Origin of the sequence: Roseibium sp. MMSF_3412 (genome assembly GCF_030733265.1) — a bacterium.
Taxonomy (GTDB): domain Bacteria; phylum Pseudomonadota; class Alphaproteobacteria; order Rhizobiales; family Stappiaceae; genus Roseibium.
On sequence record NZ_JASHJI010000002.1, the window covers coordinates 494,868 to 521,087 of the forward strand.

Sequence of the window (26,220 nt, forward strand, 5' to 3'; positions counted from 1 at the left end):
CGAAAGTTCTTCGCTCAGGTTCTGAACAAGGACAAAGCGCAACCAGCCTACCAAGGATAAACCAATGACATCGCATGCCCTCAAAACTCCTGCCGTGGCACCCGATACCGAAAACACGCCAATCGTGGATTTCTGGATCGAAGTGATGGCTCCGAAGTTTCTGAAATACCGGCACATCCTTGTGGGTGGCCTGCGCCATCACAGTGCGGCGATCATTCCCGGCCTGCCCATCTGCAAGGGGGATCGTGTCCTCGACGTCGGCTGCGGGTTCGGCGATACCGCCATCGCGCTGGCCGGGCGGACAGGGGACAGGGGACATGTCCACGGCATCGATTGTGTACCCGCCTTTGTCGCCCAGTCATGGCATGCCGCCGAGCAGATGCTGATCGGCAACGTCAGCTTTGCTTGCCGTGACGCCGAAAAGCTCCTCCCAAGGGCTGAATTCGACTACGTTTTCGCACGGTTCGGGACAATGTTCTTTTCCAATCCCGTGGCAGGTTTGCGCAACATGCGCCAGGCACTGAAGCGCGGCGGCCGCATGACGCATATCGTGTGGCGTGACCGCGACGCGAATCCCTGGCTTTCTGCCGCACGGGAGGTTCTCTTGACCCATCTGCCCCAGCCAGACGCCAACGCGCCGTCCTGCGGTCCGGGACCGTTTTCCATGGCCGACGAAGCCGCAACGCGCGCCATCATGGAAGCGGCCGGGTTCCGGAACATCCGCTTTGAAAGGCTCGATGCGCAGGTTCTGGTCGGGCGCACCGTCGACGAAGCGATCGCCTTTCAACTCGCGCTCGGACCGGCCGGAGAGATTTTCAGAGTGGCGGGAGCGGAAGCCCTGGCAAAGAAGACCGAGATAGAAACCGATCTCCAGCGCCTGTTCGAAACTGTTCCCAAGGACGGGAGTGGACTTTGGATGGACAGTTCTTCATGGGTAATCCATGCGGATGCGGCGGAATGATCGCTGAACCGGCTCTTCGTGCGATGCCCGGTCGGCGTACGCAGACCCCGTCCGGATCATCCCCGCACTCACTCAGATCCGCCGGCCCGCCGTCAGGCCGTTGACCTTCTCGATGATGGACGCCGCATCGATCCCGAAATGCCTGTAGAGGTCGCCGATCGTGCCGGTCTGTCCGAAATGCTCGACACCGAGCGGAATCGTCTGATGACCTGCAACGCTGCCGAGCCAGGCGAGCGTTGCCGGATGACCGTCGATGACGGTGATCAGTCTGCAGTGGCGCGGCAGGCCCTCCATCAACCGCTCGATATGCGAAACGGCAGCAGCGTTCCCGCGCGACCGTGCCCGCTGCGCAGCGGTCCAGCCGGCGTTCAGCCTGTCGGCGGAGGTGACGGCCAGAACGCCGACATCGCGCCGGTTCCCTGCAAGCAATCCCGCGGCCTTGATGGCTTGCGGGGCGGCAACACCCTGATAGGCGATCACGACCTCGCAATTCGGACCGGGTTTGCGCATCCAGTAGGCTCCGTCAATCGCCCCCTGTCGGAAGTCCTCGTCGGCGCGTTTGACGGGTTGCTCGATCGGATTGGTCGACAGGCGCAGGTAAACCGAGCCACCGGTCTCGTCGCGCAGCCAGGTCCGCTCGTCCGGATCGCCTTCCCCTTCCCGCTGAAGATAGTCGAAAGCCCATTCCATGATCACGGCGAGTTCGTCGGCAAAGGCCGGTTCGAAGGCGGCAAGCCCATCCTGACTCATGCCGATCAGCGGCGTGCCGACGGACTGGTGCGCCCCGCCCTCTGGTGCGAGGGTCGCACCGGACGGCGTACCGACGATCATGAACCTGGCATCCTGATAGCAGGCATAGTTGAGGGCATCGAGCCCGCGGCAGACGAAGGGATCATAAACGGTTCCGATCGGGATAAGACGGCGTCCGAAAAGAGAATGCGACAGCCCGGCTGCGCCCAGGAGCAGGAACAGGTTCATTTCCGCAATGCCGAGCTCGATATGCTGACCTTCCGGCGTGAATTCCCACTTCGCTGTTGACGGAATGCGGTTTTCGATGAAGGCATCGGCCATGGCATGGCGGGCGAACAGTTTCCGCCGATTGACCCAGGGTCCAAGATTGGTGGTTCCAGTGACATCCGGCGAGGTCGTGACAATCCGTTCGGCGAGCCTGCTGTCCCCCTTTGACAGATCATCCAGCACCTTGCCGAAGGCCATCTGCGTGGAGATTTCACCGCCCGGCTGCAGCGCGATCCGGGGCACGTCGATGCGGGCATCGGAGTAGCGCCGCGTTCCCCTGGAAAAAAACGGAACCTGAGCGAGGAAAACCTTCAGGGCCTGAATGTCCTGAACTGTTGCGAACGGTTCCCATTCATCGCCCTCCGGCACACCCATATGCGCCTGCCACTCCCGCATCTGGGCCTTGTTCATCAGGCCGCCATGGTTGTCCTTGTGTCCCGCAATCGGTGTCCCCCATCCCTTGACGGTGTAGGCGAGAAAGCAGGTCGGACGGTCATGGTCGATCGCGGCAAACGCTTCCGCCATCGTCTGCGTGCAGTTCCCGCCCAGATTTTCCATCAGGTCGGCGAGGTCCGCATCGCTGCGCCGGTCGATCAAAGCGGTGACATCGCCCTGGTCGCCCAGATCGTCCATAAGCCGTTGCCGCCAGACGGCCCCGCCCATGAAGGTCAGGGCAGAATAGTCCTGGTTTGAACAGGCATCGATCCATTCGCGCAATCGCGCACCGCCCGGCTCGGCAAAGGCGGCGCGTTGCAGCGCGCCGTATTTCACGCGAACGACGTCCCAGCCGAAGGCGTCGAATGTTTTTTCCACCCTGTCGAACAGGCCTTCGCGAACGATGCCGTCAAGCGACTGCCGGTTATAGTCGATGATCCACCAGCAGTTTCTGAGATCATTTTTCCAACCTTCCTGCAGGGCCTCGTAGACATTGCCTTCATCGAGTTCTGCATCACCGACAAGGGCGATCATCCGGCCCACCGGGCGGTCCGGTGACCAGGATTTGGCGCTGATGTAGTCCTGAACCAGTGAGGCAAAGGACGTGATCGCAACGCCAAGACCGACCGAGCCCGTGGAGAAATCGACATCGTCAATGTCCTTGGTGCGCGACGGGTAGGACTGTACGCCACCGAAACCCCGGAAGTTCTCCATTTTCTCACGGGTCTGATTGCCCATCAGGTATTGGATTGCGTGAAAGACAGGCGACGCATGCGGCTTGACGGCAACGCGGTCCTCGGGCCTCAACGCGGAAAAATAGAGCGCAGTCATGATCGACACCATCGACGCCGAACTTGCCTGGTGACCACCTACCTTTATCCCGTCCACCTTCGGCCTGATGTGGTTCGCATGATGGATCATCCAGTGCGACAGCCAAAGCAGCCGCTGTTCGATTGTCTTCAGATGCTCGATGCCCATTGCCCGGTTCCCGATACGTTTGGATTTTGTGTCAATCTATCGCCGGCGCGTGACGGGATTCTTGCTATTTCATACGTCTATTGGGTAGATATTGGCGTCATTCATCAAAAAAAGGTCTCACTGTGGTGAAATCCACCAACCTGGACGCCTTCGATATCCAGATCCTGCGCGAACTGCGTCAGAACGGCAGAATCTCCCTTCAGGACCTGTCGGAACGCGTCGGCCTCAGCCCGACACCGGTTGCGCGCAGACTGCGTCAGCTGGAAGATGGCGGCATCGTCACAGGGTACTGTGCGCTCATCGACGAGGTCGCCCTCGGATATGAAGTCTCCGTCTTTGTCTCGGTGCAGCTGGACAAGCAGGTGGACATCACGCTGGACCAGTTCGAAACCGCGATCCAGACCTTTCCGGAAGTCGTGGACTGCTGGCTCATGACCGGAAACCGGGACTACCTCCTGCGCGTTGCAACGACCGGGCTCGCGGCATTCGAGACGTTCCTGACCGGGAAACTCACCAAGGTTCCGGGCGTTGCCAATATCGAGAGTTCGATCCCGCTGCGGCGCGTGAAATCGGGTGTCGCCCGCACGCCTTAGGCAAGGCCCTGTTGCAAGCACGTTGATCGGACATACATTCGGCGACGACGGACTATGGAAGATAGCGACCCATCCTTCGAGACAGCGCTTCGCGCTTCCTCAGGATGAGGACGTGCGGTCTCCCTGTCCGTCATTCCGGACAAGTGAGGCAGAGCCGAACGCCGATCCGGAAAGACGATGGAAAGAGGGCGCACACATTCGAATCACAGTCTGCGACATGCGAACGAAAAAGGGCCGGCTTCCGGGGAACCTGAAGCCGGCCAAGGCAAGCAGGAATAGCTGATGTGGGATCAGCCGATCCTTGCCGCGATGCTCTTTGTCTTGCAGTAGCTGACCAGGCCTTCCAGACCCTTCTCACGGCCAAAGCCCGACTTCTTGTTTCCACCGAACGGGACTTCGATCCCGCCGGCAAAATACTCGTTTATGTAGATCTGACCGGCATCGATCCCGCGGGCAAGCCGGTGCGCCTTCGCGAAGTCCGAAGTATAGATCCCAGCGACAAGGCCGTACTGGCAGTCATTGGCAAGCGCCAGAGCGTGGTCCGCATCGTCTGCAATCTGGACTGTCAGGACCGGCCCGAAGATTTCCTCGCGGGCGAGTTCATTATCTGCCGAAACGGCATCGACAATGGTCGGCTCGAAGAACCAGCCGCAACCCGTTGCCGGGTCTTCGGTAACGGAGCCCCCGGTAACAATATCTGACCCGTCGGCCCTGGCCCGGTCCAGAAAACCGTTGATCTTGCCAAGGTGCTCGGACGAATTCACCGGTCCGACATCCGGATTGCCGAGACCGTGCCCAAGCTTCAGGGCCTTGGTCCGCGCCACAAGCTCTGCAACGAAGTCGTCATGAATGCTCTTCTCGATCACCAGCCGCGAACCCGCAGAACAGATCTGCCCCGCGTTTTCATAGATCGCACCGAGCACACCGGAAACCGCCTGCTCCCGGTCGCAATCCGCCAGGACGACAACGGGAGACTTGCCGCCGAGTTCCAGGACGACGCGGGTGATGTCTTCCGCCGCCGCCTTCATCACGGTTCGGCCTGTCTGAACCGAGCCGGTGAAGGTGATGTGATCGACATCGGGATGCGCGGTCAGCGGCGCGCCGGTTTCTGCGCCCGTACCGGTCACGACGTTGCAGACACCTTCCGGCAAACCGGCCTTGAACAGGAGATCTGCCAGCAGCAACGCGGTAAAAGGCGTTTGTTCCGCAGGCTTTGCCACGATGGTGCACCCGGCCGCCAGCGCAGGTGCAAACCCGCGTGCGGCCGTTGAGATCGGGAAGTTCCAGGGAATGATATGGGCCGTCACGCCGACCGGTTCATGGATCGTGTAGCCGACATAATCCGGACCGAGCGGAAAACTGTCGCCTTGCAGCTTGTCGCAGGCCCCGGCGTAATATTCGAAGGCGCGCGCCGCCCCGCGAACGTCGCCCATTGCTTCTTGCAACGCCTTGCCACTGTCCAGCGTTTCCACCACGGCAAGCAGATCCAGGTTCTCAAGGATTAGCGCGGATGCCCGCTGCAGGATGCGCGAGCGTTCAACAGGGGCTGTGTCGCGCCAGACCGTGTCGAATGCCCGGCGCGACGAGGCAACGGCCTGGTCGATATCCTCTTTCGTTCCGGCCGTGAAGCGCGCGAATGGCGTGGCGGAGCCCGGATCGAAACTCTCCATGGTCCGGTTATGCGCCGGCTGCGAGAACGCCCCGTCGATAAAGTGCCCGGCAGGCAGCAAGCCAAGCGTCCCGGTGCTCCTGTACTCCGCGATCAAGTCGTTTGCTTTTGACATGTCAGCTCTCCCGGGAACTGATCTTGTAGGTGGATTTCGCAAGCCACTCCGGATTGATCTCCACACCCCATCCCGGTGCATCCGTCACCGTCGCGTGGCCATCCGTGATCGTGTAGGGCGAGGAAAAGTAAAGGTCGGTCTGCCAGGGATAATAGTCTTCCTGCTCGATCGAGAACTCGAGATACTTGCCGGCATTCGGAATTGCCCTGAGCAGATGCATGGTGAACAGGGTCACCAGCGACAGGTTGGCTGCGTGCGGCGTACACGGTATGCCCGCCTGATCGGCCATCTCGGCCACCTGCATGGTGCGCAGCATACCGCCGAGATAACAGACATCCGGCTGGATGATGTCGACAACCCGCTGGTCGATCATGCGCTGCCAGTCGACCAGAGAGCAATCCTGCTCCCCGCCCGTCACATCGATCTCAAGCGCCTCGCTCACCTGCTTGGTCTGGTCGTAATGCCAGTAGGGACACGGCTCCTCGTAATGCGAAATGCCATTGTCCTGAAGGAAATGGCCGATCTCGATGGCCTTTTGCGGCGAATAGCAGGAATTGGCATCGACAAGAAGCGCGGTCTCGTCGGAAAAGGCCCGGCGCATTGTCGGAACGATCTCTTCCGTCCGGCCCGGCCATTCGTCCTGATCGCGCCCGCATTCCGCACCGATCCGGAACTTGAAGGCTGTGAAGCCGAAATCGTCCTGCTGCTTTTTCAGACGGTCGGCCTCATCCTGCGCCGTGATGTCCCGCTTCATCGACGAGCCGTAGGCACGGACCCTGCCCGGTGTTCCGCCGAGAAGCTCACAGACCGGTTTGCCTTCCAGCTTGCCTCTGAGATCGAACAGTGCGGTGTCGAGCCCGCCCATGGCCCGGCGCAGATAGGAGCCCGGGAACTTGTGCTCCCTGTCCGGAATGATGTCCATCAGGCGCGCAATGTCGAACGCATCTTCCCCCAGTGCATAAGGAGCAACCTGGCGATGCACCACTTCGGCGGTGATATCGGCATAGTACGGCGCAACCTGCCCCCACCCGGCGGCTCCGCTGTCCGCCGTTACCCGGACAAAGCAGACGAATTCGTCTGTAAATGTTTCTATCGATTGGATTTTCATAGTTGCATCAGGCTCTTGCGGCAGAGGTCTCCGCGGGAAAAACTTGGGTCTCTCCGAGCTAACCTACGCATAATTGGACTTGATTTAAGGTCCGTTTTGCTGAAAGTCTCATACCAATTGGGAGGGAAGCATGAAACGGCACGCCGGTGCGGTGCTGTCATCCATCAAGATCGACAAGTCCGCGGAAAAGAAAATCTCGATCCAGCTCTACATGTCCCTGCGCGATCTGCTTCTGGCGGGCGCGCTGACACCGGGTGAAAGATTGCCCGCGACCCGAACCCTGGCACAGGAAATAGGGGTCTCGCGCACCACGGTGATCGACGCGATCGACCGGCTGATCTCCGAGGGCCTCCTGGAAGCGCGGGTTGGGTCCGGAACGTTTGTCAGCGAAGCTTTGAATGCCCGGCTGGCCCCGAAACCGACCGCGGCGGCAGATAACATCGTTCCGGTCGTCCCGCGCCTGTCGCATGCGTCCCGGCACGCAATCCCGGATTTTGCCCCCCGTGCGCGTCTGCCGCACAGGTCCGAAGCCTTTGTGACGGCCCTACCGGCGCTGGACGCCTTTCCCATGGCGCAATGGGCAAAACTGTCGGCGCGCCACTGGCGCAAGGAGCGCGACCACGTCACAGGCTACGGCGAACCATCCGGATATCCGGGTCTCAGGAATGCGATTGCGCGCCAGCTCAATGCCTCGCGCGGCATCAAGTGCGCGCCGGAGCAGATCTTCATCACCAACGGCGCCCAGCGCGCCTTTTCACTCGTCGGCGGCATGCTGGTCAATCCGGGCGAACCGATCTGGTTTGAAAACCCCGGCGCGATCGGTGCGCGCAATGCCTTTGTCGCGATCGGCGCGTCCCCTGTACCGGTTACGGTCGACGAGGATGGTCTGTGCATCGAAGACGGCTTGTCGAAAGCCCCGCACTTCCGCCTCGCCTTCGTCACCCCGTCGCACCAGCAACCGCTCGGGCATGTCATGAGCCTGTCCCGGCGGCTTGCGCTTTTGAAGGCGGCCAACGATGCCGACGCGATGATCGTGGAAGACGACTATGACGGTGAATTCTACTACGGCGATCAGCCGCCGCCGACGCTCAAGAGCATCGATACGCACGGGCGGGTCATCTATGTCGGCACCTTTTCCAAATCCCTGTTTCCCGCTCTCAGGCTTGGCTTCGTCCTTGTCCCCGAACCCCTGGTGGAGAGCTTTGAGCGCGTCTGCCAGACCTGGCTCGCCGGTGTGCCTACCGTCACCCAGGCGATCGTTGCCGACTTCATGGACGAGGGTATGTTCGCCACCCATATCCGCACCATGCGCCAGCTCTACCGGGAGCGTCACGACGCACTGATGGAGGAAGCCCGAAGACTGGCGGGCAAGATCGATCTTCAGCCGACAAGAAGCGGCTTTCACGCCGTTGGACTCGTGCACCCGTCCCTTGACGAGAACCTGATTGTGGCGAAAGCTGCCGAAGAAGGCATCACCACGGTGCCCCTGTCCCGCTACGCGCTTGCCCCGATCTCACAACGCGGTCTCGTGCTCGGCTTTGGCAGCACCAACCCTGACGAAATCCGAAAAGGCATCGACATACTTGAGAAAATTGTCACGACCGGCCATTGTGAAAGACTGTCTGCCTGATGAATTGGACTGCTAAATTATCCGCAATGGCTATATTTAACAGGCCAATCCACTTCTAACCTTTGTTTTCGCTTTTTTTGCTGTGCGCAGTCATGGAGGAAGTCATGCATTTCAAATCAACTCTAGCTGGCCTTTTGGCGGCAACCATGCTCGCCGGTGCCGGATCGGCACAGGCCGAGACGCTTCGCCTGTTGACCTGGGGCTCCTATGCGCCGGATGAACTGATTGAGAAGTTCGAGGCGGAATATCCGGATATCGACGTCGAGGTGACCTTTTCCAACAACGAGGAAATGATCGCAAAGCTGCGCGCCACCGGTGGTGCCGGTTTCGACCTCGCACAGCCCAGCCATGACCGCATCTATGCAGCCCAGCTGGAATACGACATCTACAAACCGCTCGACCTTTCCAAGATCGACACGTCCGTGATGGAGGCAAAGCTCCTGGATGGCGTGAAGGCCAACACCACGATCGAGGGCGAAGTCTATGCCGTTCCGCACCAGTGGGGCACCTCGGGCCTCATGGCCGACAAGACCAAGGCTCCCGGGCTGAAAAGCTGGGCTGACCTCTGCAATCCGGAATACAAGGGCAAGACCTCCATGCGCCTGAAGCGCACGATCCTGCTCGGCACCGCGTTCTCCATGGGTGAAGACCCGTTCGCAGCCTATTCCGACCTTGAGAAATATCAGGGCATCCTCGACAAGGTTGCGGACAAGCTGATCGAGTGCAAGGACAACATCAAGGCCTACTGGAAGGGCGGCGACGACCTCTCCGCCATGATGCTCTCGGGTGAAATCGTCGGTTCCGAAACCTGGGATTCAACGGCCTACAAACTGTTCGACCAGAATGAAAACATCGTTTTCGTGCCGCCGGCGGAAGGCGCGCTTGCCTGGATCGACACCTTCGCGCTGCCGCGCAAGGCCAAGGCGGACGATGCTGCCTACAAGTGGATCAACTTCGTGCTTCGCCCGGAAAACGTCACGCTGATGTCTGCCAGCACCGGTGCCATCGCAGCTGTCCAGGGTGGTCAGGACCTGTTGCCGGAAGACAAGAAGGCAGCGGTCAACGCGGCCTTCACCAAGGAAGACATCGACAACCTGAAATTCTTCGCCAACATTCCTCCGGGAGTGGAAGACATGGAAGGCAAGACGCTTGAAAAGATCAAGGCGGCGACAGGCGGCTGATGATCGCGGGGCAGTCCCGTCTGCCCTTCAATGAAAAGAGCTAGGCTCCACAAAAAGGGGGATATCGCGCAAAACCGGTATCCCCCTACTTTCTGACTTTGCAGCTGGCGTGCCCTGATGACAGACACTTCCCCCTACGATCTCGAAGCCCTCGGCGTCTCCAAGAATTTCGGCTCCTTCAGCGCGGTCAAGGAGGTCTCGTTCGACATTCCGAGCGGATCGTTCTTTTCCATTCTGGGTCCGTCCGGTTGCGGCAAGACCACCCTCATGCGCATGATTGCCGGCTTCGAGGAGCCCAGCGGCGGCGATATCAGGATCAAGGGCAAGTCGGTTCTGGGAACCCCGCCCAACCGGCGCAACGTCAAGATGGTGTTTCAGCACCTTGCCCTGTTCCCCATGATGAATGTCTACGAGAACATCGCCTACGGCCTCAGATGCAACGGGGTCGGCGCTGCCGATATCAAGCGCAAGGTGCAGGATGTCCTTGAACGCATCGCGCTGCCCGATGTCGGCGAGCGGGAAATACATCAGCTGTCCGGCGGACAGAAACAGCGCATTGCCATTGCCCGCTGCATGGTTCTGGACCCGGATGTTCTCCTGCTCGACGAACCGCTCGGCGCGCTCGACCTGAAGCTGCGCGAGGCCATGAAGATCGAACTGAAACTGCTGCAGCACCAGTTCAACACCACGTTCGTTTACATCACGCACGACCAGTCCGAAGCCCTGGTGATGTCGGACAATGTCGCCATCATGAACCAGGGCGAATTCGAGCAGATCGGCACGCCGCAGGAGCTTTATCACCATCCGAAGACCGCGTTCGTTGCGGGCTTTGTCGGCGACAGCAACCGCTGGTCTGGCGTGGTCAAGGCAAGTGACGCAACGGGTGGCAAGGTGGAAACCGAACAGGGCCTGCCGATGAGCTTTTCCTCCGCCGGCGAAGCCGCCATTCAGGAAGGTTCGAAAGTCAATATCTTCGTGCGCCCCGAATTCATCAGGACGGTTCGGGCTGGCGATGCCGATCAGCTGGCCGAGACAGGCGACAACAGGATGGATGGCATCGTCGACAGCCTGCTTTTCAACGGTGCGAACAGCCGCATTCTTGTGCGCACCGGAAGCGGTGAGCTGGTCGAGGCGGACGTGACCCTGACCGGCGACAACGACCTGAAACCGGGAGAGGACGTGCATCTCGTCTGGTCCGCGAAGCAGGCCATGTGCTTCGCCGAACAGGGGACCGCGTGATGCAGAACAAGGACATCAAGCGCCTGTCGCTCATCTTGCTGTTTGCGCCCTTTGCGCTCTGGATCATCCTTTTGATCATGCTGCCGCATATCGGCATGGTGATCCTGTCGCTCAAGGAGAAGGTGGCCCCGCGCGTCTATCAGTACAGTTTCGCCAACTACCTGGAATTCATCAACGAACCGATTTACTGGAACACGCTTCTGCGCACCGGGTCGATGTCGTTGCTGGTGACGGCACTGGCGCTGCTGATCGGATTTCCGATCGCCTACTACATCGCCAAGATCGCCGGTCCGCGCTCCCGCGGCGGCCTGTTTCTCCTGTGCCTCATTCCGCTCTGGGTCAGCGACCTGATCCGTGCCTTCGGCTGGATCCTGCTCCTGCGCGAAACGGGCGTCATCTCGAATTTCCTGCTCTGGACCGGCCTTGTCGGTGCCCCGGTCGAGTTTCTCTATAATGACGTTGCCGTCATCATCGGCCTGACCTACACCGTGATCCTGTTCATGATCGTGCCGTTGGTCTCCACGCTGGACGGTATGGACAACTCGATGATCGAGGCGGGCTACAACCTCGGCGGCAACGGCTTCACGGTGCTGCGCCGGATCATCATTCCCTACGCCATGCCGGGCATCGTCGCCGGCTGCATCGTGACCTTCATGCTGACGGCCGGGTCCTACCTGACCCCGATCCTGCTCGGCGGCAAGAACTCGAGCTGGTTCACCGAGCAGATCTACAACCAGTTCATCACCCGCTTCAACTGGGAGGGCGGCGCCGCATTCGGCATGCTGCTCCTGTTGTTTACGTCACTCGTCATCTGGCTCGGTCTGAAACTGAGCGGACAGACGCTGGCCAACACCGTGGCCAAGAGCTAAGGAGGACGATCATGCTTGCGCAGAACAAGACCACGCCCTTCCTCATCGGTTACCGGCTCTACGTCATCGCCTTTTTCATTTTCCTGGCGGCCCCGCTGATCTCTGCGGGCGCGTTCGCCTTTAACGACAGCCTGTTCCCTGCCCTGCCCTGGCAGGGCTTCACGCTCGACTGGTTCTTCGGCGACACGGAACCGAAACTGGGCATGTTCCACGACCGGCGTCTGCTGCAGGGCCTCTATTACTCCTTCGTCATTGCGATCTTCGTTGCCGCGCTGTCCGTTTTCGTCGGCACCACAAATGCATTCCTGTTTGTCAGGGGCGAGTTTCCGGGCAAGAATTTCTTCTACATCCTGATGGTCGTGCCGCTGGTGATCCCGGGCGTGATCCTGGGCATCTCCATCCTGGTCCTGGCAAGCGACACCGCCAATCTTTTCGAAGACCGCTTCGACCTGGAGCTTGAATTCCTGCGCCCGGGCCTTCTGCTTGTCGTGCTCGGGCAATTCTCCTTCATTGCCACGATCACCTCTCTGGTCATCACCGCTAGGCTGAAGAAATTCGACGACACGATGGAAGAAGCGGCCTTCAATCTCGGTGCATCCCGCGCCCGCGTTCTGCGCACGATCACGCTGCCGTTTCTGCGTCCTGCAATGATCGCCGCCGGGATCGTCGCCTTCCTGGTCTCCTTCGAGAACTTCAACACCACGCTGTTCCTCGTCGGCTCGGAGGCGCCGCTCACCATCACCATGTATGACCGCATGGCAAAGGTCGGGTCCACACCCGTGCTGAATGCGGTCTCCTTCTTCCTGATGGTCGGATCCGGATTGCTGGCGCTCTTGTCGATCGTGGTTCAGCGCGACAAGTCGTCCGGTTAGGGTATTTTGGGCAGGTAGATGAGCGAATTCGACTTTGTCATTGTCGGCGCCGGTTCCGCCGGATCGGTCGTTGCCGACCGGCTCTCGGCAGACGGGAAATACTCCGTCTGTGTCCTTGAGGCGGGCGGGTCCGACCTGAATTTCTGGATCTGGATGCCGATCGGCTACGGCAAGGCGTTCTATAACCGGCACATCAACTGGATGTACCACACGGAACCCGATCCGGGTCTCAACAATCGCCCCGGCTACTGGCCGCGCGGAAAGGTTCTGGGCGGGTCAAGCTCCATCAATGCGATGGTCTATATCCGCGGCCAGCATGCCGACTTCGACGACTGGAAGGCAATGGGCAACCCCGGATGGGGCTGGGAGGATGTGCTCCCCGTCTTCCGGCGTTCCGAAACCAATGACGCGGGCGCCTGCGATTTTCGTGGCGGCAACGGGCCGCTTCATGTGTCCAGCATGAACCGGGATGTCCATCCCCTTTGCGCGAACTTTCTCGACGCCGCCGTTGAAGCAGGCTTCAATCGCAATGCCGATTTCAACGGGGCCGATCAGGAAGGCGTCGGGCTTTACCAGATTACGGCGAAGGACGGGTTCCGGATGTCGACAGCGCGTGCATTCCTTGCCCCCGCCCGCAAGCGCGCGAATGTGGAAGTGATCACCGGGGCCCACACCACGCGTCTGATCGTCGAGGACGGGCGGGTCGCAGGCGCGGTTTACAGCCGCAATGGCACCGAGTTGACCGTAAAGGCACGGCGCGAGGTCATCCTCAGCGCAGGCGCGGTCAATTCTCCGCAAATCCTGATGCTGTCCGGAATCGGCGACGGCGCCGAGTTGCAGGCAAAGGGCATCGACACGCGCCTTCACCGGCCCGCGGTCGGCAGGAACCTTCAGGACCACCTCGGGCACGACTATCTCTACCGCTCCAAACTCCCGACCCTCAACCAGCAGCTCTATCCCTGGTGGGGCAAGCTGCTCCAGGGCATGCGTTACGTTCTGACACGGCGCGGCCCGCTGTCGCTCAGCGTCAATCAGGCGGGCGGGTTTGTGAAAAGCAACCCGGACACGCTGCGCCCGAACATGCAGCTTTACTTCTCCCCGGTCAGCTACACCAAGGCCCCGAAAGGCAAGCGTCCGCTCATGAACCCGGACCCGTTTCCCGGCTTTCTGCTGGGCATGCAGCCGACCCGGCCGACAAGCCGCGGCCACATCACGCTGCGCTCCGGCGATCCTTTCGACACGCCGGAAATTCACCCGAATTCCCTCAGCACCAAACATGATCTCACCGAAATGATCGAGGGGTGCAGGCTCATGCGGCGAATTTCGGAAAGCCCCGCCTTGCAGGAAATCATCGAGGAGGAAATCAGTCCGGGTCCCGCAGTTCAGACCGATGAGGAGATCCTTGAGGATGTGCGCAATCGCTGTTCCACGGTTTTCCACCCGGTCAGCACCTGCCGCATGGGTCCGGACGAGACCGAAAACGTGGTTGACCACAGGCTGAAGGTCTACGGCATTGAGGGCTTGCGCATTGTCGATGCCTCGATTTTTCCGACGGTCACCTCCGGCAACACCAATGCACCCACGATCATGGTCGGCGAAAAGGGGTCGGACATGATCCTGGAAGACACGCGGGCGGCATAGCGGGGAAAGATGCAATCAGACCTCTTCACCGAAGGCCACAAGACGACACCGTACTGGCAGGATATCGCCCCGCGTGTCGACCTTCCCGGGATCCAGTTGCCCGGCGAGGTGGACGTTCTCGTGGTCGGTGCCGGCTACACCGGTCTCAATGCCGCGCTTCAAACCGCGAGCGAGGGCGTTGGCACCCTCGTTCTCGATGCCGAACAGCCCGGCTGGGGCTGTTCCATGCGCAATGGCGGCCAGCTTTCCACGAGCCTCAAACCGTCCTTCTCCGCACTGTCGAAAAAGTACGGGCCCGACCTTGCAACGGACCTCTGCCGGGAAGGACAGGCATCGCTCGACTACATGCATGAACTGTCGGCCAATGCCGATCTTGATCTCGGATTGCGGGAGGTCGGGCGCTTTCACGGCGCGCACAAGCCTCACCTCTATGAGGCGCTTGCGCGCGACTGCGAAGCCGGCCATCCCGTATGGAAGACCGATGCCTTCATGGTGCCGAAGAGCGAACTGGCGTCCGAGCTTGGAACCGATGCCTACCATGGCGGCATGGTTCTTCCCCGCCATTGCAGCATCGACGTTTCGAAGTACCTGCCCTCGCTTCTGCGCAAGGTGGTCGCCGCAGGCGCTGCGGTCAAAGGCGGATGCCGCGCATTGTCGCTGGAAAGGGACGGCAGTGGTTTCAAGGTCACGACGACCGCAGGCACCTGCAAGGCTGGCAAGGTTATCCTGGCGACAAACGGGTATTCAGGTCCGCTGTCCCCCTGGCATCAGCGCAGGGTGATCCCGATCGGGTCCTATGTCATCGCGACGGAGGAAATCCCGACGGACCTGATCGACCGGCTGTTTCCGACAGACCGGGTGCTCTCCGACACGCGCAAGCTCGTCTACTACTACCGACTGTCCCCGGACCGGAAACGCGTGCTCTTCGGTGGACGGGTTTCCTTGAGCGAGACCGACCCGCTGAAGAGCGCAGCAAAGCTGCACCGGGACATGGCTGCACTTTTTCCTGACCTTGCAACGATCCGTCTCAGCCACACCTGGATGGGGTTTGTCGGATACACCTTCGACACGCTTGCCCATTGCGGAGAAGACAATGGCCTTTACTTCGCGGCCGGATATTGCGGATCGGGCGTCGGCATGGCCAGCTATCTCGGAATGCGCATGGGCCGGAAGGCCGCCGGTCTTGAAACGGCACCCTCGGCATTCGAGCGCATCACCTACCCGACGCGCCCGCTCTATACCGGAAACCCCTGGTTCCTGGCCCCCTCGGTTCTGGTCTACCGCTTCAGGGACCGCCTTGGCATCTGACGCCTGGGTGCTGCGGGCCACAATGGCCAGTGGAATCAGGCAAGAGACAGGTCCAACGGCGACGAAACAAATGGTCCAGCGTATCGGAGATGATCAGGCGCGAATGGTGTTGCGATGCCGGGAAGGACCGGATTGGGGCCGTGAGGGACTGTCGGGTTCTGGCGGTTAGATAAGAAAAACAGACATCTGTGTCTAATCGTTTTGCGGGCATTGCCGGCCCTGAGCGGACCTTAGTGCCGCTTGCAGCGAATGACTGTAACGAGCCCTAAGTTCAATTCTCTGCACCGTTGATCAATGCCCGAAGTGCAGACAAAGCTGCCATTGATTGTTCAATACAATGGGCAATCTAACGATTTGGTCGCAGCGTTCTCTGAGAAAGCCACTACCACACCTTCTTCACTTTTTGGGTTGTGCTTTTGCTCCCAAGGGGTGTCTCATACAAATTGTAATGTGATCATTGGATCTTAGCCGTGTTCGACGCGTCGACATACCTCGCGATAACATCGATTGCAGTCATCGGTACTGTTCACGTCTTCTGCGTGTCATTTTACCGGAGATTCCCCGCCCTAGCAGGCTGGCTTTCTGATTTTTCTTCTGGGATCGGACTTGGCTATGCATTCCTTTTCTTGCTGCCAAAGATCGGTGAATTGTCCGACGGTCTGGCCGCAAGCGGGAAATGGGAAAACTCGCTGTTCGGTTATTCCCTCCTAGGTTTTCTCATTTACTACTTGCTGGAAGCCAACCGCGACATGGGGGCCGACAACAGATTGTCGCTCGGCTTGGACACAGCGGCCCTCGGAACCTATAACTGCTTGCTTGCCGTTACAGTCATGCAAGCGACAGCAACATCGCCCGAGCTGTACGTCATTGGAACTTTGGCCTATTCGCTGCACTTATTCGGCGTGAATATTTATCTCTATAAAACCCACCCCGGGCACATGTCCGGGTGGCTACGCGTTTACTTTGTCGCGTCGCTTGCAGTCGGCATATTGATCGGTCTTAATGCAGACAAAAGTAGCATGATCTATTCAATCGCGACTGGGTTGACAGGAGGCGTGATTATAGCCCTGTCTCTTCGGGTTAAACTGCCCAACCGCTCGTCAATGAATACAAAGGCCCTTTTGATTGGTGTGGTATTCGCTGCGTTCGCAGTCGTTGTAACCCGGTACTGATCCGAGGACACTATTGGGCCCATCATTAGGTTAAGCCGTGCCATTTGGCTGTGCCTTAGAGACTAAGGCGCTTTGAATTTCATTTGCTCAAAGTCTCTGCAATTCCTTTCATCGCAACCATAGAGTCTAGGTACATAGGCGTGTTCTGAACATCTGGCTGGCTTGAAAGCTTCACTATAACCACATTGGCTTTCTGGTTCGCATATAATAGCTGCCCATAGACACCAATACCGTAGAACGCACCGTTTTCTCTATCTTTCACCCAGACTTGATTCCGGTAGTGGAAGCCTTCAAACACCTCTGCGTATGCACTTTTCTCATAAGCTGCGATCACATCGTCATTTGCTTGAATCGTGTCAGCTATCCAATCTGGAGGAATAACTTGAGTGTCGTTAACTTTACCGTTGTCCAGCATCATTACGCCAAATCGCAATAGGTCACGAGAGCTGGTGAACAACCCACCACTGGTTTGCACAATCCTTTTGGGCCCTAGTTCGCTGTATGCAGGGTCCTGAGCACCGATGTCCTGCCACAATTCGGCCAGCACATCCAAATAGCTCTCGCCAGTTGCCGACTCGATAACCATACCAAGTAGTGCAGATAGAACTGAACGGTAACTATATACCTCACCGTCTTCTACCAAAGTCTCGCGATCACTAAGGGAGATCATGTACTCTTTAACGCCAGACTCAGTATCACAAATTTCGACTTTTTCTGAGAGGTCCTGACCAAAGGCACAGAACAGATCACCAGCATCGTCTAAGTAACCGCTAGAGGCATCTTTCCAATCAACAGCAGCAGTCATATCAAGTAGATGTCTAACCGTTGTATTTTTGAATGCTGGACCTTCTAACTCAGGCAGGTATTCGATGATCAACTTTTTAGGATCTAATTTTCCTGCCTCAACTGCTAGTCCAGCTGCCATACCCAACACTGTCTTAGTGATCGAGTGAATGCGGTGAGACGTGTCGGCTCTCATTCCATTGAAATACTGTTCAGCAACCAATTTGCCGTCGTGATAAATCAAAAAACTATCGGTATGCGTTTGATGCAACCAATTGCTGATATTCTGTTCTTCATTGTTGCTAGCCAAAAAAACAAAATTCTCAAGCTCAGTTGGGTATGGGGCTTTTTCCAAAGTACGCACCCAATCTGACGGTGGAACTCGTGCCAATTCGCCAAAAACATTTGTGCCTTCAAATATCCAAGGGCTTCTATCTACAGACTCAACGGTTTCATCCCAGAAATAACCAGCCTCAGCGCTTGCTAGTTGTGTAGAAGCAGTAAATACCGCACCGAAGGCCAAAAGAGCGATAGCAATAGCGGAAGTCACTAACAGGTTGTTTGCATTTCTTTTCATTTTCAGGGATCTCCGCCCAGCTATAAGATTTCTAAGCAATCCAGCCATGCTTCAGCTCTGGTGTCTAGCCCCTCGTGCTTGGGCCGGCACTGTCAGACGACAGCGAACTAGTCTCGGGTAGGACAGCTTAGTAGTTGCAAGCGACGGATTGCAGATACTGTGCGTTAGTCGCCTCGAGCAATGCCCGCTTCGTACGCATCTCGGAGGATGTAAAGCTCGTAATGAAGGTCCGTCTCGGGCGGAGGCCGGTCATCAGAAACCGACGAATCTAAGGAGGCTTTGTCCGCATTGCGGATTTTGGCGCTTGATGAGGCGAACGTCCGCTCATCGCCCGAATTGGTCATTGAAGCCTCGCGCAGCGATGGTCAGCTCTCCGGATCAGACCAAATACCGTCAGACGTCCGACTTGCGGCCGCTAACCGGACTTGCCGCTTATAACCAAGACAGGTCCATCAAGTATGCGTCCGTGAGGGGGTGAGCGGGCTTGGGTCTGTCAGACAAACAAAGCGGGCACTGGCATAAGGGCGTTGGCCGACCGTTTCGTCCCACGATCCGGAATTTCCCCCGAGACGAACCACCTGCGCCAGCCAAACGCAACCGGGACGGTTCCAAGAAGAGCGCGGCAGGGATTGCGAAACCGTGGGTGCCTTGGTCCGTTTGGCGCTCTGGCTGTTTGACGCGCTTTTGGATACTCGGCTTGAAAGGTGAGCAAATCGGCTGCAGCATCACAAGAGAACATTCCAATTGTGGAATGGCGGCGAATTCTGGGTGATGTCAGTTTGGAAAGGTCAAGATGAACGTTCTGCCAGAGAGGTTTTTGAGAGATCTTCTCACGCTCCGTTCCTTCGGTGCGAGTGGAGTGGGCAAGGGAGTGGTGCGTCCGGCATTTTCCGAACCGGACGTGGCTGCCAGAAAGTGGCTGATCAAACAGTTGGAGGCGGCGGGTCTGTCCCCGCATGTGGATCCTGCGGGCAACGTCTTTGGCCTGACCGATGCTCCATCCATGCTCTTGGGGTCTCACTCCGATACCCAACCCGAGGGAGGCTGGCTGGATGGCGCCCTGGGTGTCATCGTCGCACTGGAGATCGCACGTGCTGCGAAAGAGGCAGGTGGTCCACCGGTGTCAGTCGTGAACTTTCAGGATGAAGAAGGGCGGTTTGGCTCGCTGACCGGATCCAGCATTTATTCAGGCATGACAACACTTGCCGAGGCCGACGCATTCACCGACATGACCGGCGTCTCTTTCCGCGATGCCAGGTCTTCAATGGCGGATCTTGCGGGGGAATTCGTGCCACAGAACCGGTTCCTGGGTTTCATTGAGTTACATATTGAACAGGGCAGCACGCTGCACGACGCGGGCGAGGCAATTGGCGTTGTCACAGATATTGTCGGATCGCGCCAACTCCAAGTCACCCTGACAGGTCAGCAAAATCACGCTGGCACAACGCTGATGCACCAGCGAAAAGATGCGTTCCAGGCGCTGTCGGCATTCAACGCCGCGCTAAACGACCGCCTTCGAAACATTGTCACACCCCGCACAGTCTGGACGATTGGCCGGGTACAGCTGCGGCCCAATGCCCCCTCCATTGTGCCCGGTGAAGTGGTGTTCGACGTGCAATGGCGCGATGTTGATGACGATCGGCTGGCCCGGATGGAAACTCTTGTTCGCGATCTTGTTGCCGAAATCGCCGGTGACCATGAAATGCAGGCTGAAATCGTGCCGATCAAGGCGCTGCAGCCGGTTCCAATGGACGCCCGCTTGCGCGCGGCCTTGAGCGCCGCAGCTGAGACGCAGGCCCCGGGTGAATGGCGCGAGATGCCGTCGGGTGCCTTGCACGACGCGTCAAACATGGCCCGGTTGATGCCGTCAGCGATGTTGTTTGTTCCCTCGATAGACGGGATCAGCCACGATTTTGCCGAAGACACGCGTGAGGACGACCTGATAACCGGCCTGCGTGTGATGGCGGACGCCGTCAGCCGGCTAAACTGAAACGATTGTCTGACCAGAGCCCCAAGCGGCAATTGCCTGGCCGCGTCGGAGTTGTGCAGGACGGTCAGAGCGGCGACTGTCTCGCACGGGCGCTGGAAGGAGTTACCTGGATGTCGGCTACGATGGAAGATACCATGATCGAGGCCTGTGCCGCCGAACTGCTTGAGGCCTATGACAAGGGCCGCCAGGTTGCGTCACTTGCCGATCGCAATCCGGCTTTTGACGCCGAAACGGCGTATTCCATCGCCCACAGGGTCACCGCACTGCGTGAGGCCCGGGGCGAGCGGAGGGTGGGCCGCAAGATCGGGTTCACGAACCGTTCAATCTGGCCGCTCTACGACGTCACGGGCCCGATGTGGGGGCCGGTCTGGGATACGACCCTGCATGATATCGGCGAAGGATCGCACAGACTGCCGAAATTGCCCGAGCCGCGGCTTGAGCCCGAGATTGTATTCAGCCTGAAATCCGCACCCCGGGCGGGGATGAGCGAGACCGAGCTTGCCGGATGCATCGACTGGGTGTCACACGGGTTTGAGGTCGTATTTTCACCTTTCCCCGGCTGGCGCTTTTCCGACGCTGACTGCGCCGCCGCATTCGGCTTGCACGGCGCGCTCTATCTCGGCCCGAGACAGCCCCTGACGCAATCCGTTGTCGAACAGTTGCCGCGCTTTCGTGTGGTGCTTGAGGGGCCGCGCGGCAAGCGGCTTGACGGCTGCGGCGCGGACGTGCTCGACGGTCCGCTCACGGCGCTCGGGCATCTCCTCGACACTCTGGCAGCCGACGGCGATGCGCCGCAGCTGAGCGCGGGAGAGATCGTTACCACCGGAACCCTGACCGATGCCGTGCCGATCATGCCTGGTGGTCGCTGGACCACCCGGCTCGACGGCATCGATCTGCCGGGGGCAGCGATCAACTTTATCTAGGTGACGGAAAGTGGTTCACCCGGCGGGCCGCCCGGCTATTTGCCGGCCCTGGCGGCAGCCCGTTCCCGCTGCGCAACATAAAGGCCCGAGCCGAAAATCACCGCTGCTCCGATAAAGGTCATCTCGTCGGGGATTTCTCCCAGGAACCAGAACGCCAGCAACGCCGCCCAGATCAGCTTCAGGAAGTCGAAGGGCATGACGGCGGTTGGCTCCGTTTCCTTCAGGGCCTGGCTCAGACTGACCTGGGCAACCGATCCGGCAAAACCGATGAACAGCAGCCAGCCCCAGGCCCAAAGGGTCGGGTCCTTCCAGACCCAGAGGGCCGGGCCGATCGAAAACACCGACAGGAAGATCCCCATCCAGGCGACGATGGCAACGCTGCTCTCCGTGCGCGACAGGCCCTTGACGATGATCAGTGCAAGCGACCACAGAAGCGCTGCGGCGATGACCAGCAGGGCGCCGGTCTCCACGACGGCGAGGCCCGGCCGCAGGATGATCAGCATGCCGACGAAGCCGAGGCCGATCGCGGTCCATCTTCTCAGCCGGATCTTTTCCTTGAAGATCAGGACGCTCAGGACCGAGGTAAAGATCGGGGCCGTGAAACCGAGCGCGGTGACCTTTGCGAGCGGCGTTATGGCCAATGCCGTGAAGAAAAGGAACATCGCCGCTATGTTCACGACCCCGCGCAGCGCATGAAGGCCGAACCGGCTTGTCCGCATCTGCACAAATCCCGGCCCGATCAGCAAGGGCACAAGAAAGGCGAGTCCGAACAGGTTGCGAAAGAAGGCGATCTGAAAGGGATGGAGCTCGCTGGACGCAACCCGGACAGAAAAGTGCATGACCGCAAAGGCGACGGTCGAGGCACACATCATCACCACTCCCCGAATGACCGGCGACTGGCTCTTCCAGGAGGCGCCGAGCCCCGCAAAGCTTCCAGGATGGAAAGGGTTCACGGTCGCCTACTCTCGTCCTGCACCTGACCGAACTCTGCCGGTCTGAACAGGACGCCGGTTTCCGGGACCGCACCGATCGGCCTTGGGGTGACCGCGTTGCTCGGGTGTGCCTGGCGGTGCCTCTTCAACAGGCCCGGGCCGACAGCATGAACCCGGATACCATCAACGCACCGGGCACGACATGATTTTGTTTTCAGGATGATGTGCATGAAGTAAGGCGCCAGACCCTAAAGACCGAGCTCAAGGGCCCTGAGCAGGCGGAACCGGGTCTTTCCCGTCTTGCCGCCAAGCGAAATCACGAAGGGCACCAGGCCGTCTTTGCTGGTGTTCACATATCCCGCCAGGGCTTTCACACCGGGGATCGTGCCTGTCTTGTAGCGCGATCCGGCCTTGGTCCTGGGGAGCAACTCGGCGTGCGGCGCAAACTCGGCCAGCACTCTGGCAAGGCCCTGGGTGGAGAAGCGGTTCTTGGTGCTGATGCCCGAGCCCTCCTTGAGGTCGATGCCTTCGGTGATGCCATGTTCGGCAAGGATCGCCTCCGCGACTTTTTGCGACTTTGCAAGGCTGACCGGTCCGCCGAGACGGTGCGCGCCAACTTCCAGGAAGATCTGGTTGGCGACATAGTTGTTCGACCCCAGCAGCATCTGGGTCAAGATCTCCGGCAGGGTGCGGGATTGCCGGTGTACGTGGACGGGCTCAAGTCCCTTGGGGATGGATCCGGTCGATATCTCGCCTTCAACGCTGCCACCGGCCTTTCCGATAAAGACGGCAAGAAGCTCGCCGGCGTAGCGCACGCCGACGGAAGGGTCTTCCTGGGCAAGGCTGATGCGGCCGCGTCCCTTTGGGCCGCGTTTGAGGAACTGGCTCACCGCCAGGGGCGTGATCGGCGTTTGCTTTTCTGCGGAGCGGACGGATTTTCCCTTTTTGACGGCATGGATCGTGTTGAAGTTAACCGCAAGCGCCGAATTGAGGGCGTCATACGCCCTGCCGGTGTCCTCAATGCCGGGGATGCGCAGCTCTTGAGGATAGTAACTTGCGTCAAGAACCATGCCCGCGAACGGCTCCTTGCCGGTTGCTGCGACAAGCTTAGGCGCGAGCAGCGCAAGCTCCTCGGAGACAAGGAAGGGATCACCGCCGCCGCGCACATAAAGCACCCTGTCGCTGTCCAGGTAAAACCGGGTCTGGAACCGGTGGTCACTCCCCAGAACCTCCATCGCCAGCCATGCGGTGACGATCTTGGCGACGGACGCAGGGACAAAGGACTTCCCAGCGTTTTGCGCCACCAGCTCATTGCCCTCGCCATCCAGCACCAGCACGACACCCGACGGTGCAATGCCGGCGACCTTTTCCTTGATGCCGGCCAACGCGGGCGCACAAAAAAGAACAACGGCAAGGGCGAAGGAAAGCAGGCGCATGAAGGCTCCAGTCAGCCGCTGTTCCGGCGGCCGGTAGAAAAGGATACGGACTCGCAATTCAACCGGAACTTCGACTGCTTGTGAATACTCCATATGAAACATGTCAAATCTGAGCGGTATGGGACGATTGCGGTGAAGGTCCTCTTCCCGTCCATCTGGTGATTTCGTTGTGTTCGCATTGAATGTCGGCGTTCGGGCTCAAGCGTCAACGCGGCGAATTTCCGATTTGAGTGCACAAAGCCATCGCATGTTTTTGGTGCGCTAACATCTGGTCAGAGCCCATGGAAGACCTTGTGCGCGGTGCGCTGAACTTGAAACCTGGGCGGGAAACCAACACGGCAAGATGCAATGCAAGCCGGTTTTCCCAGTCACTTTGTGATTTGAAATTTGGATGATGACGGTCATGCTTCGGGTCATGAGCAGCGACGCCAAAAAGACAGAATCCGACCAGATGTTCTACGCTGCCGAGCAGGCAGGATTGAAGTTGGCCATCAAGGGCAGGATCATTACGGTCGTGTTCGTTGCGGCCTTTATGGCACTTACCCGTGGTGCTGAGCGGGCGCCGGACTTCATCCTGGGCGGTTCGCTGTTCGTAGCGCTCGGGCTGCTTCATTTCCGCATCATCGGATCGTCCATTGACCGGCCCTGGGTGAAATACGTCTTCATCACCATCGACATTTTCTTGCTGAGTGCGGCAGTGGCCTTCCTGCCCGCCGAGCCGATAAGTCAGGTTCCGCAGGTGATGATCTTCCGGTTTCAGGTGTTCCCCTTCTATTTTCTCATCCTGGCGGTTGCCGCTTTCAGTTTCTCACCGGGCCTTGTTTTCTGGTCGGGTGTGGCGGGCGCGGCCGGATGGATGGCGGCATTTCTCTACATTCGCTCGGGTATGGAGCGGATTTTGGAATGGGGTGATATCCCCTTGAACCCGACGCCGGAAGAGTTTCTCGCCGTCTTTCTGGACGTGGATTTCGCGGCCTCGGGCACGCGGATGCAGGAGGCTACGATCTTCTTCGTCGTGGCAACGCTGATTGCCATCGTCATGCGACGGGCGCGCGGCGTTGTTCTTCGTCAACTGGAGGCCGAACGGGGCGTTGCCGCGATTTCGCAGTTGTTCGGTCGCTTTGTCCCCAAAGCGGTTGCCGATTCCATGATCCGGCATGAAGGGGCACTCGCCCCGGTGGAACGCGAAGCGACAGTTCTCATAGCGGATGTGGTGGGTTTCACGGCGCTGACCGAGACCAAGGGAGCCCAGGCGATTGTTGATACGTTCAACGCCTACTTCGAAGCCGCCTCCGAGGTAATCGGCACGCATAACGGGGTCGTGACCCAGTTTATCGGCGATGCCATGCTTGCCACGTTCAACGTGCCCGCAGAAGATCCGGAGCACAGGCGACGCGCAATCGATGCTGCGACCGATCTGTTAAAGCTGGTGCAATCGACCACGTTTGCAGGCGAAAGGTTGGAAATCCGGGTGGGTGTCAGCACCGGACCCGTGATTGCCGGAAATGTCGGTGGTGGGGGCCGGGTTGCCTACACCGTCTATGGTGAACCGGTCAATCTCGCCTCGCGCCTTGAAGCGCTGAACAAGGAGCGGGGAACATCGATCCTGGTTTCCGGGACAACGGCTGAAGGGGCAAATGAGAGCGGGCTCTCAAAAGTCGGCCAGGTTGATGTGAGGGGCGTCAGCGAGCCTGTGGACATCTACAGCTTGGCGTAGATGACGTCGCGCGCAGGTTTGGACCATATGTCCGTTTGGTGGCCCAAAGCGGTCGCTGGTTCCTTGTGCAGCGAAGGTCCGCTCCGAGCCCAGAGTTCCGGATGCTGCGCGACACACCAATGGCGGCTCTTATCTGCTGATTTCTTTCGCTAGATCGATAAATGCGCGCAGACGGCGGGTCATGTGTTTCTTGCTGCGATAGTTGAGCGAGTATCGTGGGAGCGGGGGCACTTGGCCTTTCATCACTTCAAAAAGCCGACCTTCTTCAATCAATGGAGCCGCTACATCCGCATAGAGATACGCTAGTCCCAGGCCTGCTTCGGCATAGGTCAGCATCGACCGCAGGTCATTAACCATCATTCGCGGTCGCGGTGTGACGCTGTAGCGCCCGTCCGGCCCTTCGAACTCCCAAGGAGCGAGGCGGTCGGCTGATCCTATGGCAAAGCAGATGCCGTCGTGGCCAACTATGTCCTCGGGCTTACTTGGGATGCCTTTTGAATTCAGATAGGTTTCTGAGGCGACAATTGCCATGTGGAGATTAGGCCCAACCGGTACTGCATGACTGTCCGGTTCCAACAATGTGTGCGAACGGATCGCTGCATCAATCTGTGCTTCAACGAGATCAACCTTTTGGTCATCGTAGATGAGATCAACCTTCACATCCGGATACCGACACGCGAATTCGGCAACCAAAGCGTCAAGGAAAGAGGGGCCAGCAGGGTAAGGAGCGGTCAAGCGCAGCGTTCCATTCACGGAATCTTTCTGTTCATCAAGATCCATAACAGCAGCTTCCAGATCGTTGATCGCTGGCAGACTGCGCTCATAAAGACGTTCGCCAATCGGTGTCAGCGCCACAGATCGTGTTGACCGTTCGAATAGCCGAACACCCAGACGCTCTTCAAAGCGTTGCACCGCCTCACTTACAGACCCTGCTTTGAGTTTCAGGTTTTCCGCCGCAGCCCGAAAGCCGTTGGCGCGGGCGACTTCGACAAACACCGTCATGTCGCTGAGTTGGTTGCGCTGCATTGTTAGATATTCCTAACGGATTGTAAGATTGTTCGGTATTAATCTTAC

20 protein-coding genes are annotated in these 26,220 nt (G+C 59.0%); 13 read left to right on the forward strand and 7 right to left on the reverse strand.

Annotated features, from left to right (window positions below):
• The first annotated feature begins 64 nt into the window (after nt 1–64).
• Nucleotides 65–961, forward strand: a complete 897-nt coding sequence (locus RBB49_RS05930) for a class I SAM-dependent methyltransferase (protein ID WP_306141778.1) — start codon at nt 65–67, stop codon at nt 959–961.
• Nucleotides 962–1,033: 72 nt separating this feature from the next.
• Here RBB49_RS05930 and RBB49_RS05935 read toward each other — a convergent pair whose 3' ends face one another.
• Nucleotides 1,034–3,391 carry a 1-deoxy-D-xylulose-5-phosphate synthase N-terminal domain-containing protein gene (locus RBB49_RS05935; protein WP_306141779.1) on the reverse strand — a complete coding sequence of 786 codons (2,358 nt, stop codon included), beginning with the start codon at nt 3,389–3,391 and terminating at the stop codon, nt 1,034–1,036.
• A gap of 125 nt (nt 3,392–3,516) precedes the next feature.
• Between RBB49_RS05935 and RBB49_RS05940 the strand changes: the two genes are divergently transcribed.
• Nucleotides 3,517–3,984: an Lrp/AsnC family transcriptional regulator gene (locus tag RBB49_RS05940; RefSeq protein WP_306141780.1), complete on the forward strand. Its 468-nt coding sequence runs from the start codon at nt 3,517–3,519 to the stop codon at nt 3,982–3,984.
• A gap of 290 nt (nt 3,985–4,274) precedes the next feature.
• Here RBB49_RS05940 and RBB49_RS05945 read toward each other — a convergent pair whose 3' ends face one another.
• Both RBB49_RS05945 and RBB49_RS05950 read right to left on the reverse strand, forming a co-directional pair.
• Nucleotides 4,275–5,768 (reverse strand): aldehyde dehydrogenase family protein, encoded by a 1,494-nt coding sequence (locus RBB49_RS05945; protein WP_306141781.1) that lies wholly within the window; start codon nt 5,766–5,768, stop codon nt 4,275–4,277.
• A gap of 1 nt (nt 5,769) precedes the next feature.
• Nucleotides 5,770–6,876 carry a mandelate racemase/muconate lactonizing enzyme family protein gene (locus RBB49_RS05950; RefSeq protein WP_306141782.1) on the reverse strand — a complete coding sequence of 369 codons (1,107 nt, stop codon included), beginning with the start codon at nt 6,874–6,876 and terminating at the stop codon, nt 5,770–5,772.
• Between the two features lie 130 nt (nt 6,877–7,006).
• Between RBB49_RS05950 and RBB49_RS05955 the strand changes: the two genes are divergently transcribed.
• From RBB49_RS05955 to RBB49_RS05990, 8 genes are all read left to right on the forward strand, one after another.
• Nucleotides 7,007–8,506, forward strand: coding sequence for a PLP-dependent aminotransferase family protein (locus RBB49_RS05955; protein ID WP_306141783.1), 1,500 nt, complete (start codon nt 7,007–7,009; stop codon nt 8,504–8,506).
• 104 nt (nt 8,507–8,610) lie between these two features.
• A complete protein-coding gene (locus RBB49_RS05960; RefSeq protein ID WP_306141784.1) occupies nt 8,611–9,687 on the forward strand; it encodes an extracellular solute-binding protein in 1,077 nt (358 codons plus the stop codon).
• A 117-nt stretch (nt 9,688–9,804) separates the two neighbouring features.
• Nucleotides 9,805–10,926 (forward strand): ABC transporter ATP-binding protein, encoded by a 1,122-nt coding sequence (locus RBB49_RS05965; RefSeq protein ID WP_306141785.1) that lies wholly within the window; start codon nt 9,805–9,807, stop codon nt 10,924–10,926.
• The gene (locus RBB49_RS05970) at nt 10,926–11,795 is read left to right on the forward strand and encodes an ABC transporter permease (RefSeq protein ID WP_306141786.1); all 870 of its coding nucleotides are present in this window, start codon (nt 10,926–10,928) and stop codon (nt 11,793–11,795) included. Before RBB49_RS05965 ends, RBB49_RS05970 begins: the two co-directional genes overlap by 1 nt.
• 11 nt (nt 11,796–11,806) lie before the next feature.
• The gene (locus RBB49_RS05975) at nt 11,807–12,667 is read left to right on the forward strand and encodes an ABC transporter permease (RefSeq protein ID WP_306141787.1); all 861 of its coding nucleotides are present in this window, start codon (nt 11,807–11,809) and stop codon (nt 12,665–12,667) included.
• An 18-nt stretch (nt 12,668–12,685) separates the two neighbouring features.
• The gene (locus RBB49_RS05980; protein WP_306141788.1) at nt 12,686–14,308 is read left to right on the forward strand and encodes a GMC family oxidoreductase; all 1,623 of its coding nucleotides are present in this window, start codon (nt 12,686–12,688) and stop codon (nt 14,306–14,308) included.
• A 9-nt stretch (nt 14,309–14,317) separates the two neighbouring features.
• Complete coding sequence (locus RBB49_RS05985) at nt 14,318–15,616, forward strand: FAD-binding oxidoreductase (protein WP_306141789.1); 1,299 nt, start codon at nt 14,318–14,320, stop codon at nt 15,614–15,616.
• A 470-nt stretch (nt 15,617–16,086) separates the two neighbouring features.
• Nucleotides 16,087–16,788 (forward strand): hypothetical protein, encoded by a 702-nt coding sequence (locus RBB49_RS05990; RefSeq protein WP_306141790.1) that lies wholly within the window; start codon nt 16,087–16,089, stop codon nt 16,786–16,788.
• A gap of 79 nt (nt 16,789–16,867) precedes the next feature.
• Here the strand turns inward: RBB49_RS05990 and RBB49_RS05995 are convergent, their stop codons facing one another.
• Nucleotides 16,868–18,196 (reverse strand): serine hydrolase, encoded by a 1,329-nt coding sequence (locus tag RBB49_RS05995; RefSeq protein WP_306141791.1) that lies wholly within the window; start codon nt 18,194–18,196, stop codon nt 16,868–16,870.
• Nucleotides 18,197–18,941: 745 nt separating this feature from the next.
• Between RBB49_RS05995 and RBB49_RS06000 the strand changes: the two genes are divergently transcribed.
• Together RBB49_RS06000 and RBB49_RS06005 are read left to right on the forward strand one after the other, a co-directional pair.
• On the forward strand, nt 18,942–20,138 hold the full coding sequence (locus RBB49_RS06000) for a hydantoinase/carbamoylase family amidase (RefSeq protein ID WP_306141792.1): 1,197 nt from the start codon (nt 18,942–18,944) through the stop codon (nt 20,136–20,138).
• 110 nt (nt 20,139–20,248) lie between these two features.
• Nucleotides 20,249–21,061, forward strand: coding sequence for a 2-keto-4-pentenoate hydratase (locus RBB49_RS06005; protein ID WP_306141793.1), 813 nt, complete (start codon nt 20,249–20,251; stop codon nt 21,059–21,061).
• Nucleotides 21,062–21,096: 35 nt separating this feature from the next.
• Here the strand turns inward: RBB49_RS06005 and RBB49_RS06010 are convergent, their stop codons facing one another.
• Entirely contained in the window at nt 21,097–22,014 is a 918-nt protein-coding gene (locus RBB49_RS06010) for a DMT family transporter (RefSeq protein WP_306141794.1), read from the reverse strand.
• 227 nt (nt 22,015–22,241) lie between these two features.
• Nucleotides 22,242–23,429 carry a D-alanyl-D-alanine carboxypeptidase/D-alanyl-D-alanine-endopeptidase gene (locus tag RBB49_RS06015; protein ID WP_306141795.1) on the reverse strand — a complete coding sequence of 396 codons (1,188 nt, stop codon included), beginning with the start codon at nt 23,427–23,429 and terminating at the stop codon, nt 22,242–22,244.
• A gap of 391 nt (nt 23,430–23,820) precedes the next feature.
• On the opposite strand from RBB49_RS06015, the gene RBB49_RS06020 reads away from it, so the two are divergent.
• Nucleotides 23,821–25,146, forward strand: coding sequence for an adenylate/guanylate cyclase domain-containing protein (locus tag RBB49_RS06020; RefSeq protein WP_306141796.1), 1,326 nt, complete (start codon nt 23,821–23,823; stop codon nt 25,144–25,146).
• A gap of 129 nt (nt 25,147–25,275) precedes the next feature.
• On the opposite strand, the gene RBB49_RS06025 is transcribed toward RBB49_RS06020, so the two are convergent.
• Nucleotides 25,276–26,172: a LysR family transcriptional regulator gene (locus RBB49_RS06025; protein WP_306141797.1), complete on the reverse strand. Its 897-nt coding sequence runs from the start codon at nt 26,170–26,172 to the stop codon at nt 25,276–25,278.
• Between the last annotated feature and the right edge of the window lie 48 nt (nt 26,173–26,220).